The following is a 13594-nucleotide window of genomic DNA, read 5'->3' on the forward strand; positions in this document are numbered from 1 at the left end:
CATGAGCCCCCAGCGCGACACCCCCGAACCCTGCGAAGCCCTGTTGCTCGACAACCAGGTCTGCTTTGCCCTGCATTCCACGTCGCTGATGATGACCAAGGTCTACAAGCCGTTGCTACAAGCTCTCGGCCTGACCTATCCCCAGTATCTGGCGATGATGGTGTTATGGGAAAAAGACGGATTGACCGTCGGTGAAATCAGCACACGCCTGCTCACCGACCCCGGCTCGCTGACGCCGCTGCTCAAGCGCCTGGAGGCCGAAGGCCTGCTGAGCCGCACCCGCAGCCGTGAAGATGAACGCGTGGTGATTGTCGAACTCACCGAACAGGGTCGCGCCCTGCGGGAAAAGGCCCTCGATATTCCACAATGCATCCTTGGCGCCAGCGGCCAGACAATGGAGCAGTTGAAGAAGCTGCAACTGGATCTGCAGGCATTGCGCAGCCACTTGCAGGACAGTCTGTAACCCCATCTCCAGGGGGCTGCCCTGCGAAGACATCAGCCCCTCTTCAACCGACCCAGCGCTATCGCGAGCAGGCTCGCTCCCACCCTGATTTCGACTGAACCCAGACTTCTGCCCGTCGCCATTCCACAGTGGAAGCTGAGGTGTTCTCGGGAGTCGCGTCCGCACAATCTCATGTGGGAGCGAGCCTGCTCGCGACGGCGTCATTCCAGCCTCCACTAAAAAAATTTCATCCAACCAAACAGCTCTAACTCAAGGCTTTCATGGCTATTGGGCCTGAAAAACAGAAACTCGATCAAAAATTTATCTTGCGCACTAAATATTAGCGAACTATATTCGCTCCACACCTACTTAGCGCGCAAACATTTAGCGCGATACGACCAACCCAGAAACGAGGCTCTCATCATGCAAACTCTCTACACCGCAATCGCAACCTCCACCGGCGGCCGTGACGGCCGTGCGATCTCCAGCGACAACATCCTCGACGTCAAACTCGCCACCCCTAAAGAACTCGGTGGCGCCGGCGGTGCAGCGACCAACCCGGAACAACTGTTCGCCGCCGGCTATTCGGCCTGCTTCATCGGCGCCCTGAAATTCGTCGCCGGCCAAAGCAAACGCAAGATTCCGGACAACGCCTCGATCACCGCCCATGTCGGCATCGGTCAGATTCCCGGCGGTTTCGGCCTCGACATCGACCTGCACATCAGCTTGCCCGGCCTGGACCAGACCGACGCGCAAAGCCTGGTGGACGCGGCTCACCAGGTTTGCCCGTACTCCAATGCCACCCGCGGCAACGTTGATGTTCGCCTGCACGTGACCGTTTAACCCACCGACCGGACCGCACCCAAGGAGATTTCCATGAACACGTTCACCAAGACCCTGACCGGCACCCTTCTCGCACTTGGCGTCAGCAGCGCCTTCGCCGATGGCATCGTCGAGCACAACACCCAGGCGTTTCTCGATGCGTTGAATGCCGGCACCGGCAAGCCCCTGGAACAACTGTCGCCGAAGGATGCCCGCGCGGTACTGGTCGGTGCCCAGGCGGGGGTGAAACTGACCTTGCCCAAGGCGGATGTCAGCGAGAAGACCATCCAGGTCGATGGCCAGTCGATCAGCCTGACCATCGTTCGCCCGGCCGGGGTCAAGGGTGAACTGCCCGTGTTCATGTTCTTCCATGGCGGTGGCTGGGTCCTGGGAGACTTCCCGACCCATGAACGCCTGGTTCGGGATCTGGTGGCGGGATCAGGTGCCGCGGCGGTATTCGTCAACTACACGCCCTCTCCCGAGGCGCATTACCCGGTGGCGATCAACCAGGCCTATGCCGCGACCAAATGGGTGGCCGAGCACGGCAAGCAGATCAATGTCGACGGCAAACGCCTGGCCGTGGCGGGTAATAGTGTCGGCGGCAACATGGCAGCCGTCGTGGCCTTGATGGCCAAGGACAAGGGCACGCCGGCGATCCGCTTCCAGGCGCTGCTATGGCCGGTGACCGATGCGAGTTTCGAGACGGCGTCCTACAACCAATTCGCCGAGGGACATTTCCTCAGCAAGAACATGATGAAATGGTTCTGGGACAACTACACCACCGATGCAGGGCAACGTAACGAGATCTATGCCTCGCCGCTGCGGGCCAGCACCGCACAACTCAAGGGCCTGCCGCCCGCGCTGGTACAGACCGCCGAGGCTGATGTGCTGCGCGATGAAGGTGAAGCCTATGCGCGTAAACTGGATGCGGCCGGCGTTCCGGTCACGGCGGTACGCTACAACGGCATGATTCACGACTATGGCTTGCTCAATGTGGTCAGCCAGGTGCCGGCGGTGCGTTCGGCGATGTTGCAGGTGTCTGAAGAGTTGAAACAGCATTTGAAATGAATGGAGGCGAGGGATTAACAGGAACGTTCCAGCAGTAATGAAAAAGCCCGACTCAATGGTCGGGCTTTTTCATACACAAGACTTCGCTTATTTAGCGCGGCCTTTGTAGGAGCCGCCTTCGCGGGTATCGATCTCGATCATGTCGCCGATTTCGATGAAGTCAGCAACCGACAACTCGGTACCGTTCTTCAGTTTGGCAGGCTTCATCACCTTGCCGGAAGTGTCGCCGCGAGCGGAACCTTCGGTGTAGTCAACCTGACGCACGATAGTGGTCGGCAGCTCTACGGAAACCAGACGGCCTTCGAAGAACACGGCTTCGCAGACGTCGGTCATGCCTTCTTCCACGAACGGCAGAACGCTTTCGATGTCTTCGGCGTTCAGCTCGTACATGGTGTAGTCAGTGGTGTCCATGAACGTGTAGGAGTCGCCGCTGATGAAGGACAGGGTCGCTTCCTTGCGGTCGAGGATCACGTCGTCCAGCTTGTCGTCCGCACCGTAGACGGTTTCGGTCTTGTAGCCAGTCAGCAGGTTTTTCAGCTTGGTCTTCATGATCGCGCTGTTACGACCCGACTTGGTGAATTCAGCTTTCTGAACCAGCCAAGGATCGTTGTCGATACGAATCACGGTACCGGGTTTGAGTTCTTTACCAGTTTTCATTGCGAATATCCGAATTTGGATGGGATTTACAAAAATCTAGGCCGCGTATCATATCCAATTTCCATAAAACTTAACCAGCGCCGCGGCAAGATCAGGTCGCGAAGCCTGTTCCAGACACCACGCACGGGCATGTTCAGCGAGCGTCGGTTGCTGTTCGCAGGTGGTTTTCCAGTGCCCGGACATGTCCTGACCGGCATTCCATGCTCGCCAGAGACCGCTCATCGCTTTTGCGGCAGGCTCTGGAAGAGCCTGGGTATACAGCCTGAGGAATGCGTCGAGCTTTTCCAGATGAACGTCTTCTTCCTGCTGGTAGATATGCCAGAGGAAAGGTCGGCCCGCCCATTGGGCGCGCACGAAAGAGTCTTCGCCCCGCACGGCATTGAAATCGCAGCACCATAGCAACTGATCGTATTGATCCTGCCGGACGAACGGCAACACCTGCACCGTCAGAGCTCCACGTCGATGCAGCGCACCAATCTCCAGGCCGGCAATCCCGAGCCAATGCTCGACATCCCCCAGCACCCGCCCCACGGGAACCAGTACGTGGGATGGCTGGGCGTCGCCGGCCATCGCATCGAACCAACTGGCCAGCCCGGCATTTTCGTAGGCGAACAGCGAAATCAACCGCGCATCCGGCGCCCGCTCGACGCCCAACCCCCGCAGGAATGCCCGTTGCGCCGTGACATCCTGTTGAAACTGCCGACGTCGCTCCAGCAATCCGGACTCGCGCAGCAAGCCACCGGTCCCCTCGCGAAAGCCCGGGAAAAAGAAATATTTCTGGACATGCCGGTATTTGACCGACGGCAATCCGTGGCAACCGATCACCCAGTCCTCGGCACTGAGGTAATCCAGGTTCATCCACAGCGGCGTGGTCTGGCGCTCCGCCATCGCGTCCATGTAGGCACCTGGCAACTGGCAGGCAAACGCAGCGATCACTACATCGGCGGCCTCGGCACCCGGCCAGTCCTTGGGCCAATGGCGTACATCCACGCCTTGTTGCCATTGTTCGGCCAGCGTGACGTCGATGTCCGGACACAGCCGCTCGAACGCTCGCAGGTCATCGACCCAGAGCCGGACTGCGCATTGGTGCTCGGCCACCAATTGCCGGGCCAGGCGCCAAGTGACGCCGATATCGCCAAAGTTATCGACGACGGTGCAAAAAATATCCCAACGCACGGCCATTCCCGACTCCCTGTGGCAAAGCCTCGATTGTCCCGAATAAACCGATGATGCAGAAGAGCCGACGGCGATTAATCTTCATGCGACAATCGTCGCCTACCCGTGTCCCTGCCAGGAAGCAGCCATGCCTGATCACCCTCCCGCCCCGCGCCTCACCGCCTTGCAATTGACCGTCAGCATCGCCCTGGGCCTGTGGCTGGGGTTCCTCGCCATCGTGCTGACAGGCTGGCTGTTGTCGAAATTCGTCCTGGGCGAACAGCTCGCCCCGGTGGCTACCGCCGTGCACCAACTGGCGCAACCGCCCGCCGTGCAACCGCCTCCCGAACCGCAGAACCCCATGTTCGAGCAATACCAGCAGAACCTTCAGCGCAATGAACAACGGCAAGCCCTCGACCAGGCCCGCAGCAACCCGCGTAATCAGTCCAACCCCAAATGCCAGTTCTGGCTGGAACAGGATCGGAACGCGCAGAGCGAGAAGACCCGCGCCAACGTTTTGCAATTCTGCGACTGATCATGAACAAACAGACCGTCCACCAGTTGATCCTCGACAAGCTCAAGGTCGATCTCGACATCGCCGAACGTGCCGCGCAGACCGCCTACGAAACCGCGACCCACGAAGAAAACGTCGCCGAGAACAAATACGACACCCTGGGCCTCGAAGCGTCCTACCTCGCCGCCGGACAAGCCAGGCGCGTGGAGGAAATCCGCCAGGCCCTCGCTCTCTGCCAGAACCTGACCCTCAGGCCCTATGACGCGCAGCGCGGCATCCAGGTGGGCACCCTGGTCGGACTGGAGGATGAAGAGGGTCGCCAGCAATGGCTGTTCCTGGGGCCGGATGCCGCGGGATTGAAAGTGGCGCTGGTGGGGCAACCGATCACGGTCATCACCCCTCGCTCACCGCTGGGCCGAAGCCTGCTGGGCAAGTTCGAAGGGGATGAAGTGGAAATCGTCGTAGCGGGCGCCCGGCAACAGTTCGCTGTCACCGAGGCGATATAGCGAAGATCAGTGCACCGGCAGCTCGACGCCCTCGAACAGCTCTTCGAGTTCCTGCTTGTTGTGGCACTGGATGGCCTTGGCCATGACTTCCCGGGTCAGGTGCGGCGCGAACTTCTCGATGAAATCGCACATGAAACCCCGCAGGAAAGTGCCACGACGGAAACCGATCTTGGTCACGCTGGACTCGAACAACTCGCTGGCATCCAGCACCACCAGATCGCTGTCGAGCTTGGCATCGACAGCCATCTTCGCCACGATGCCCACGCCCAGGCCGAGGCGCACGTAGGTCTTGATCACGTCGGCGTCGGCGGCAGTGAACACCACTTTCGGTGTCAACCCGCGATGGCTGAAGGCTTCGTCGAGTTTCGAACGGCCCGTGAAGCCGAACACGTATGTCACGATGGGGTATTCGGCCAAGGCTTCCAGAGTCAACTTCGGCAGCTTGGTCAGCGGATGGCCCTGGGGCACGGCCACGCAGCGGTTCCAGCGATAGCAGGGCATCATCACCAGGTCGCCGAACAATTCGAGGGCTTCGGTGGCGATGGCAAAATCCACCGTGCCGTCAGCAGCCATTTCGGCAATCTGCATCGGCGAGCCCTGGTGCATGTGGAGCGCCACGTCCGGGTATTGCTTGATGAAGTTGCTGATCACCGGAGGCAGTGCATAGCGCGCCTGGGTGTGGGTGGTGGCGATCGACAAGGTGCCTTTCTTCTCGTTGGAAAATTCCTGGGCGATCTGCTTGATGCTTTCGACCTTGCGCAGGATCTCGCCGGCCGTGGTGATGATGCGCTCACCGGCCGGCGTCACGCGGGTCAGGTGCTTGCCGCTGCGGGCGAAGACTTCGACGCCCAATTCGTCTTCCAATAGGCGGATCTGCTTGCTGATGCCGGGTTGTGACGTGTAGAGGCTTTGCGCGGTGGCGGAAACGTTGAGGTCGTGGTGCGCCACTTCCCAGATGTAGCGCAGTTGTTGAAGCTTCATATGTATCCCTCAAAGCAGTTGGACGCCACGGGCATCAGCGACGGTATATAACTATATGAATGGTCGTGGCAATAAATCTAGAACTTTTTTATAAAAAGCCATCATTTGGCCTCAAGCTTCTCCCTGGCGCCGACGCTGCACCAGCGGTACCAGATAGACCGGCACCCGGGCCAACTGCAAAACCCGGGCGGCGGTCCTGCCCAGGGGCGTTTCAGCGCTTGCGCCCTGGCAGTGACTGCCTACGATCAGCAAATCCACAGAGAGTTTCGCCGCCTGTTCGAGAATGACCTGGGAAGGATCGCCCTGAAACACCCTGACCGACCTGATCAGCTTCAAATCCTGCTGCCCCTCCCCCAGCTCTTCTCGAAAACTGTCGAGCACCCGCCGTTCGATATTGGCCATCACCGTATTCAGACCCTGCCGATGAAATTCGTTCAGCGCCTGCTCGTCGAGATAGCTTTGTAACACCGATTCGGCGAACAGCCCCATCGGTTCCACCGCATGCACTACATACAACTCGGCTTCAAACGTCCGTGCCAACGCCAAGGCATGCTGCATCACATAAGGGGCGTAGAGCCCCAAGTCTGTGGCGTACAGCATCGAGCGAATCATGTGACCTCCTCGCGTGCCAGAATGGCGGAGATGGATTCAGCTTAGCAGTGCCTTGAGGAGTGCGACGGGCCCTGGAAAACGGGACAGTCAGGGCTTCACCTCGTTACTGATGCCGTGGGGCACGTGCCCCGTGGCGACCACCTCGCGAGCCAGTTCGCAATGGCCCGTCTGGTCGTCGAAAAACACGTCGGCGGCAAAGGCCTCGAGGAACGCGGACTTGGTCAGGCCACCGAGAAACAGCGATTCGTCCAGACGGATGTCCCACTCGCGCAAGGTCCGGATAACCCGCTCGTGGGCCGGCGCGGAACGGGCGGTGACCAGCGCCGTGCGGATCGGGCAGGCATCCTCAGGGAACTCCCGTTGCAACGCATTGAGCGCCGCCAGGAAACCCTTGAACGGCCCACCGCGCAACGGCTCGCGGGCTGACTGCCGTTCGCTGGCCTGAAACGCTTCAAGACCACCGGTCTGATAGATGCGCTCCGACTCATCGGAGAACAGCACCGCATCGCCATCGAAGGCAATACGCAGCTCCTCACTGGCAGCGCGGCTGGCACCGCCAGAGAGGATGGTTGCCGCAGCGAAGCCGGCGTCCAGGGCACTGCGTACGTCTTCGGCGTGGGTGGACAGGAAAAGATCACAGCCGAACGCCTTGAGGTAAGGATAAGGACTGCGCCCGCCGACGAACGCGGCGCGGGAGATCGCCAAGCCATAGTGGTGAATCGAGTTGAACACCCGCAGGCCTGTATCCGCGCTGTTGCGCGACACCAGAATCACCTCGACCCGGGCACGCCCCAGGTGCTCGTTGAGGCTCAGCAGTTTCTGCACAAGGGCGAACGCATCGCCGGGTTCGAGGACTTCGTCTTCATGCTCGATCTGATATTGCCGATAGGCTTCGACACCTTCCGATAGATACACCTTGTGGCTTTCACTCAGGTCGAACAACGCCCGCGAGGAAATTGCCAGCACCAGTTTGTCATCGATGTTGCTTGCCATGTCGCTCCCCTTCGCCCGATCAGCGGTTGCGCCGATCCATGAACGCCAACGCCTGGTACAAGGCTTCTATTTTCGGCAGCTCGCACCCCGCCGCTTTCGCCGACGCCAATGGCCGGCCGTAGATCGCGTCCAGTTCGAGCACGCGCTTGTGGGAATAATCGTGATACATGCTCGGCCAGTAATCAGCCATCCTTTCGGTCATCGCGAACAAATATCCGGCGTAATCCGGTGCAATGTGATGACCGCAGGCCTGGGCGCCGCGCACCACTTCGGCCATCAACGCCTGGATCAGCCCACGGCTGTGGTGATCGGCCATCAGCGGCGTGGTACTGGCCCCCAGCAGAACCGAAAGACCGTTGTAGGGCACGTTCCACACCAGTTTCTGCCAGCGCGCCTGTTGCAGGTCGGGCATCGCCTGGGAATCCACACCGGCGGCCCGGAACAGCCCCGCCGCTGCTTCGACAACCGTCATGCGTTCAGCCTGGTCCCGGCATGGACCGCTGTGATAACCGACGTTGACCGGGCCGAGGGCCTGGTGGGCGACGACACCCGGACCAACGCGGTGTACGCAGATCAGGCACAGCCCGCCCAACAAATGCAGCGACTCGGGCAGCAAGGGGCGAAGTTGCTCTTCTACATCAAGGCCATTCTGCAGCAGCAGGACCTTCGCACCGTCAGCCGCCGCCTGGATAATGGCCGGGGCCAGGTCGGCATTGCTGGTGGTCTTGGCACCAACCAGCAACCAGTCACAGGGCGGCATGTCGGCTGCGCTGCGATACGCCTGGACCGGATCAAGGCTCAAGGGCCCGTGGACCGCGCTGTCGATACGCAGGCCGTTCTCGACCACCGCCGAGAATTCGCTGCGCAATAAGAAGTGCACATCAAAGCCGGCGCGCGCCAGCATCACCCCATAGAACCCGCCGATTGCCCCGGTGCCGATCATCCCGATCCGGGGTTTTACGCCTGCCTGCATCTTTGCGACTCCTCTTGTAAAGCTGTGGGAGCAAGGCTTGCCCGCGATTGAAGTCTACGCGGTTTACCTTGGAACCGAGGCGCCTTCATCGCGGGCAAGCCTCGCTCCCATAAAAGCTGGGATAAATCCCCTTGAAACCAGCCCCTGCCCATTGTCGAGCAACCTCGTAACGCGCTAAGGTTCGGCTCCCCGACGCGCTTAAATCCGCTGTGCACCGCCGCGCGGGGATCGCTGGCGGCCGGCACCCGTGACCTGACGAGTAACACGATGGCTGATTTACCGATCAATGACCTTAACGTCGCCTCCAACGAGACCCTCATCACGCCTGACCAGCTCAAGCGCGATATCCCCCTGAGCGACGCAGCCCTGCGCACCGTGACCAAGGGGCGGGAAGTCATCCGCAACATTCTCGACGGCACCGACCATCGCCTGTTCGTGGTCATCGGGCCCTGCTCGATCCATGACATCAAGGCCGCCCACGAATATGCCGAGCGCCTGAAAGTGCTGGCAGCGGAAGTCTCCGATACCTTGTATCTGGTCATGCGGGTGTATTTCGAGAAACCCCGGACCACCGTCGGCTGGAAAGGCCTGATCAACGACCCGTACCTGGACGACTCGTTCAAGATCCAGGACGGCTTGCATATCGGTCGCCAGTTGCTGCTGGACCTGGCCGAAATGGGCCTGCCCACGGCGACCGAAGCCCTGGACCCGATCTCCCCGCAATACCTGCAGGATCTGATCAGCTGGTCCGCCATCGGCGCGCGCACCACCGAATCCCAGACCCACCGTGAGATGGCCTCCGGCCTGTCTTCGGCCGTGGGCTTCAAGAACGGCACCGACGGCGGCCTTACCGTCGCCATCAACGCCCTGCAATCGGTTTCCAGCCCTCACCGCTTCCTCGGCATCAACCAGGAAGGCGGCGTGTCCATCGTCACCACCAAGGGCAACGCCTACGGTCACGTGGTGCTGCGCGGTGGCAACGGCAAGCCCAACTACGACTCGGTCAGCGTTGCGCTGTGTGAACAGGCGCTGAACAAGGCGAAGATCAAGCCGAACATCATGGTCGACTGCAGCCACGCCAACTCCAACAAGGACCCGGCGCTGCAACCCCTGGTGATGGAGAACGTGGCCAACCAGATCCTGGAAGGCAACCAGTCAATTATCGGCCTGATGGTCGAGAGCCACCTGAACTGGGGCTGCCAGGCGATCCCGAAAGACCTCGCCGACTTGCAGTATGGTGTGTCCATCACCGATGCCTGCATCGACTGGAGCGCGACCGAGAACACCCTGCGCAGCATGCACGCCAAACTCAAGGACGTGCTGCCAAAGCGTCAGCGCAGCTGATCGGCCGCCATTGCATCGCACAATAAAAAACGCCGGGCTTTCAACCCGGCGTTTTTTATTGTGAAATCCGTTGCGTCAGAGCTTCGCCGCGTGCCGCTGGTGACGCTCCATGTAGCGCTCTACATAGGAGCAGGACGGGATCACCGTGTAGCCCATATCCTCGGCGTACTGCAGCGCCTTTTCGGTCAGTGCTGCCGCAATCCCCCTGCCACGCAAAGCGTTGGGCACGAACGTCCGATAGATATCCAGGGTCTGTTTGCCCAGGTCCATATAGGTCAGATAGGCACGATGACCGTCCACAGTGGTCTCGAACTGATGACCAGCCTGGTCATGGTGGATGGACAACGCCTCGCTCATCACTACTCCTCGCGGGTCTGAATGCTGACCCCTACCTTACCGATGTTTTTCCGGCGAAGGAACATCTACGCCACCCCGTGCCTGTCCGGTCACCGAGCGCAAAAAATCAATCACTCAAACCCGAGCACGTCGTGAATAGTAGGCACCAATGACGCAAATGCTCAAGACACACCTGTCATTGGAGGGTAGCCTCGTCGGATTTAGCGACTTGAACGCCACCGTTGCGCTGAAGTCAGCGAAGGCGCAATAGCTGAACATCGCCAGTTGTTGAGTCTTGAGACGAGCGTGCGTAGTTAAAGTCACCAGCCCTGCCAATAAAGATGCCCGGGACGCTGCGCAAAAAATGAACAAAAGTGTAGGCGAATCAATAAACAGCGACTTTAGCGTGCCTGCCGGAGTTCCTCTCGCTAGCGGAACTTTTGTGCACCAACGCGCTCCATTCAAGGGCTTGGCGCTGTATATTTTTTAAACAACCGCAAGAAAAGTTGCTTGAAAAAGAATCACCGCCTACAATTTTTTTGCTTCTTGCGCTACGTCAGTTTACTTACTACAAGTAATGGGTAGTATGTACGCCGGCTAACTCCTCACTCTGAGGAGACAGTCACTAAATAGAAAGTCCTTGAAGGGGAACACGATGAACAACGTTCTGAAATTCTCTGCTCTGGCCCTGGCCGCAGTTCTGGCTACCGGTTGCAGCAGCGCATCGAAAGAAACCGAAGCACGTCTGACTGCCACCGAAGACGCAGCAGCTCGCGCCCAAGCTCGTGCAGACGAAGCCTACCGTAAAGCTGATGAAGCTCTGGCTGCTGCTCAAAAAGCACAACAGACTGCTGACGAAGCTAACGAGCGTGCTCTGCGCATGCTGGACAAAGCTAGCCGCAAGTAATAGTCCCTCGGGATTGTTATCGAGCCGACCCATTTTTTGGGTCGGCTTTTTTATTGCCTGGTGTTTTCCACGGACAATAAAAAACCCGCCAGCATCGCAAAACGCCGGCGGGTTGAAACAGGACCTTACTGCTGCAAGTCGATCGGTGCGCTCGAAACCATCGGTGCCGAAGCATTCGGAACGGCGATCTCGACCGGCAGGCCATCTTCGGCAGCCACCACGTCACGCACCACGTTCCAGTCCATGCGCAGGTTGCTGGTGATGTCTTCGCGCTTGAGCATCGCGTTGATCACCGCAGTGTGCTTGTCCACCACCGACGGGTTGCCCTTGTCGTCCAGCGGTGTATGGGCTTCCAGGTAAACCTTGCCGCCGCTCAAGCCCAGCTTGTAGGGGTCGTTGATGATCCGCACCGACGTGCCCACCGGCACCATGCCGGCCATTTCCAGAACATTGTTGTTGAACATGCGGAAGCAACCGTGGCTGGTGCGCATGCCGATACCGAATTTCTTGTTCGAGCCGTGGATCAGATAGCCCGGGGTGCCCAGGGTGAACTTGAAAGGCCCCAGCGGGTTGTCAGGGCCAGCCGGCACCACATTCGGCAGCGGGTCGCCGTCGGCGGCATGCTCGGCCTTGATCGAGGCCGGTGGGGTCCAGGTCGGGTTCGGCGTCTTGGCAGTGATGCTCGTATGGGCGATTGGCGAGCCCCAACCTTCACGACCGATCCCCAGCGGGAAGGTGTAGACCACGTTCCGGCCCTTGGGGAAGTAGTAGAGGCGGTACTCGGCAAGGTTGATCACGATGCCTTCGCGCGGACCTGGCGGCAGGATGAAACGGGTCGGCAACACAATCTCCGTGCCGGCACCCGGCAACCAGGGGTCGACGCCCGGGTTGGCCGCGACCATCTCGGTGTAACCCAGGTCATAGGTCGTGCCCAGGTCGGCGAAGGTGTCTTCGTATTTCGCCTTGATCACTTGTACCTGGCCGACAATGTCCTCACCCGGCGGTGGCAGGGGCAGCTGCAGTGCAGCAACGGGTCCCGCCATACACAAGGCGGCAAGAGACAGGCAGCGGGCGACGGCAGGCAAGCGCAGCAACATCCGGGACATCCTTCGCAGATCGAATAGAGGTATGAAAACGGCGATTGTACACCGCAGGCCGGTATTACGGGGAGAGCGGCGATGGCGCGTCCGATACATTGCCGTCCAGCGCGACCTGTGGGAGCGAGCCTGCTCGCGAAAGCGGTGGATCAGCTTGCAGCGATGCCGGATGTGCCGATGTCATCGCGAGCAGGCTCGCTCCCACGGGAGGCATGCTTCGAATCTGAAACTTACAATTCGAACCGCAGCTCCGGCCAGATCGGCGAAGTACCGCGCTTCTGGGACTCCAGGATCGCCCGGCACAGCGAGCACAGGCGATGATCCTGGAATATCCGGCGATCAACGCCAGACCAGCGCGGCTGGGCCGGCAGCAGGCTGCCGCAGAGGGTCCGGTCCGCCGAACCACCGAGCTCCAGCTGCCGGGTCACCAGATGCACCCGCACTTCCTGGCAGGCGAACAGGTCCAGCTGTTCGTCAGGCTCGATCAGTTGGTAGGCAAACAGGGACCAGGCGGGACGCGGCATCGGGGGCTCCAAATCGGGGGCGCCACATTAGCCGAAAGACCGCCTGTAGAAAAGCGTCAAAGCAGCGGTTTCAGCGTCGGCCAGACATTTTCCAGCAACTTGCCCTGGGCCGCGACGGACGGGTGCAATCCGTCGCCCTGCATCATCCCCGGAACCCCACCGATGTCCTGGAGGAAAAACGGCACCAGCGGCACTTTTTTCTCTTCTGCCAGGGTGCTGTAGACCTTGGCGAAGGCATCGGTGTAGCGCCGGCCGTAATTGGGAGGCAGTTGCATGCCCAGCAACAACACCTTCGCACCGCTGGCGCGGGCGCTGTCGATCATCGCTGCAAGGTTTTGTTGCAATTGTGTTGGCGGCTGTCCGCGCAAGCCATCGTTGCCGCCCAACTCCAGGATCACCAGGTCCGGCTTATGGGCCGCAAGCAGCGCCGGCAGCCGCGCCTGGCCCCCCGCGCTGGTGTCGCCACTGATGGACGCATTGACCACTTTGTCGTCAAAACCCTCGGCCTTGAGCCGTTGTTCGAGCAATGACACCCAGCCTTGCCGGGTATCCAGGCCGAAAGCCGCGCTGATACTATCGCCAACGATCAGGACTGTACCCGCCGCTGCGTTCTGGACCATGCACATCAAGGCCAGGCCGGCACTCAAAAACCACACACGCATC

General features: G+C 60.1%; 17 protein-coding genes. 7 read left to right on the forward strand and 10 right to left on the reverse strand.

The window, feature by feature from the left end; all coding sequences use genetic code 11:
- Position 1 precedes the first annotated feature (1 nt).
- The 3 genes from CGA22_RS03095 to CGA22_RS03105 all read left to right on the forward strand — a co-directional run bounded on the left by CGA22_RS03095 (position 2) and on the right by CGA22_RS03105 (position 2332).
- Complete coding sequence (locus tag CGA22_RS03095) at positions 2 to 463, forward strand: MarR family winged helix-turn-helix transcriptional regulator (RefSeq protein WP_041020070.1); 462 nt, start codon at positions 2 to 4, stop codon at positions 461 to 463.
- Positions 464 to 865: 402 nt separating this feature from the next.
- Complete coding sequence (locus CGA22_RS03100) at positions 866 to 1285, forward strand: organic hydroperoxide resistance protein (RefSeq protein ID WP_041020069.1); 420 nt, start codon at positions 866 to 868, stop codon at positions 1283 to 1285.
- A 33-nt stretch (positions 1286 to 1318) separates the two neighbouring features.
- The gene (locus CGA22_RS03105) at positions 1319 to 2332 is read left to right on the forward strand and encodes an alpha/beta hydrolase (protein ID WP_041020068.1); all 1014 of its coding nucleotides are present in this window, start codon (positions 1319 to 1321) and stop codon (positions 2330 to 2332) included.
- An 87-nt stretch (positions 2333 to 2419) separates the two neighbouring features.
- On the opposite strand, the gene CGA22_RS03110 is transcribed toward CGA22_RS03105, so the two are convergent.
- Together CGA22_RS03110 and earP are read right to left on the reverse strand one after the other, a co-directional pair.
- Positions 2420 to 2989 carry an elongation factor P gene (locus CGA22_RS03110; RefSeq protein ID WP_007955690.1) on the reverse strand — a complete coding sequence of 190 codons (570 nt, stop codon included), beginning with the start codon at positions 2987 to 2989 and terminating at the stop codon, positions 2420 to 2422.
- Between the two features lie 48 nt (positions 2990 to 3037).
- Positions 3038 to 4171, reverse strand: a complete 1134-nt coding sequence (gene earP, locus CGA22_RS03115; RefSeq protein WP_041020067.1) for an elongation factor P maturation arginine rhamnosyltransferase EarP — start codon at positions 4169 to 4171, stop codon at positions 3038 to 3040.
- A 121-nt stretch (positions 4172 to 4292) separates the two neighbouring features.
- Here earP and CGA22_RS03120 point away from each other — a divergent pair, with 121 nt between their 5' ends.
- Together CGA22_RS03120 and CGA22_RS03125 are read left to right on the forward strand one after the other, a co-directional pair.
- Positions 4293 to 4679 (forward strand): cytochrome b/b6 domain-containing protein, encoded by a 387-nt coding sequence (locus CGA22_RS03120; RefSeq protein ID WP_041020066.1) that lies wholly within the window; start codon positions 4293 to 4295, stop codon positions 4677 to 4679.
- A gap of 2 nt (positions 4680 to 4681) precedes the next feature.
- Positions 4682 to 5164, forward strand: coding sequence for a GreA/GreB family elongation factor (locus CGA22_RS03125; RefSeq protein ID WP_041020065.1), 483 nt, complete (start codon positions 4682 to 4684; stop codon positions 5162 to 5164).
- A gap of 6 nt (positions 5165 to 5170) precedes the next feature.
- On the opposite strand, the gene cysB is transcribed toward CGA22_RS03125, so the two are convergent.
- From cysB to CGA22_RS03145, 4 genes are all read right to left on the reverse strand, one after another.
- On the reverse strand, positions 5171 to 6145 hold the full coding sequence (cysB, locus tag CGA22_RS03130) for an HTH-type transcriptional regulator CysB (protein ID WP_041020064.1): 975 nt from the start codon (positions 6143 to 6145) through the stop codon (positions 5171 to 5173).
- Between the two features lie 111 nt (positions 6146 to 6256).
- Positions 6257 to 6757 carry a universal stress protein gene (locus CGA22_RS03135; RefSeq protein ID WP_041020063.1) on the reverse strand — a complete coding sequence of 167 codons (501 nt, stop codon included), beginning with the start codon at positions 6755 to 6757 and terminating at the stop codon, positions 6257 to 6259.
- An 87-nt stretch (positions 6758 to 6844) separates the two neighbouring features.
- A complete protein-coding gene (locus CGA22_RS03140; protein WP_041020062.1) occupies positions 6845 to 7750 on the reverse strand; it encodes a 5'-nucleotidase in 906 nt (301 codons plus the stop codon).
- Between the two features lie 19 nt (positions 7751 to 7769).
- The gene (locus CGA22_RS03145; protein WP_041020061.1) at positions 7770 to 8723 is read right to left on the reverse strand and encodes a putative 2-dehydropantoate 2-reductase; all 954 of its coding nucleotides are present in this window, start codon (positions 8721 to 8723) and stop codon (positions 7770 to 7772) included.
- A gap of 267 nt (positions 8724 to 8990) precedes the next feature.
- Between CGA22_RS03145 and CGA22_RS03150 the strand changes: the two genes are divergently transcribed.
- Positions 8991 to 10067, forward strand: coding sequence for a 3-deoxy-7-phosphoheptulonate synthase (locus CGA22_RS03150; protein WP_003183777.1), 1077 nt, complete (start codon positions 8991 to 8993; stop codon positions 10065 to 10067).
- 75 nt (positions 10068 to 10142) lie between these two features.
- Here the strand turns inward: CGA22_RS03150 and CGA22_RS03155 are convergent, their stop codons facing one another.
- Complete coding sequence (locus CGA22_RS03155; protein WP_024776680.1) at positions 10143 to 10424, reverse strand: GNAT family N-acetyltransferase; 282 nt, start codon at positions 10422 to 10424, stop codon at positions 10143 to 10145.
- A gap of 634 nt (positions 10425 to 11058) precedes the next feature.
- Between CGA22_RS03155 and oprI the strand changes: the two genes are divergently transcribed.
- Positions 11059 to 11310, forward strand: a complete 252-nt coding sequence (oprI, locus tag CGA22_RS03160) for an outer membrane lipoprotei OprI (RefSeq protein WP_025113130.1) — start codon at positions 11059 to 11061, stop codon at positions 11308 to 11310.
- Positions 11311 to 11435: 125 nt separating this feature from the next.
- Here the strand turns inward: oprI and CGA22_RS03165 are convergent, their stop codons facing one another.
- The 3 genes from CGA22_RS03165 to CGA22_RS03175 form a co-directional block, all read right to left on the reverse strand.
- Positions 11436 to 12407 (reverse strand): L,D-transpeptidase family protein, encoded by a 972-nt coding sequence (locus CGA22_RS03165; RefSeq protein WP_041020060.1) that lies wholly within the window; start codon positions 12405 to 12407, stop codon positions 11436 to 11438.
- 230 nt (positions 12408 to 12637) lie between these two features.
- Entirely contained in the window at positions 12638 to 12931 is a 294-nt protein-coding gene (locus CGA22_RS03170; RefSeq protein ID WP_041020059.1) for a hypothetical protein, read from the reverse strand.
- A 56-nt stretch (positions 12932 to 12987) separates the two neighbouring features.
- Positions 12988 to 13593: an arylesterase gene (locus CGA22_RS03175; RefSeq protein WP_041020058.1), complete on the reverse strand. Its 606-nt coding sequence runs from the start codon at positions 13591 to 13593 to the stop codon at positions 12988 to 12990.
- Position 13594: the final 1 nt, after the last annotated feature.

This window comes from Pseudomonas sp. PSB18 (assembly GCF_014596565.1).
In the GTDB taxonomy this organism is placed as follows: domain Bacteria; phylum Pseudomonadota; class Gammaproteobacteria; order Pseudomonadales; family Pseudomonadaceae; genus Aquipseudomonas.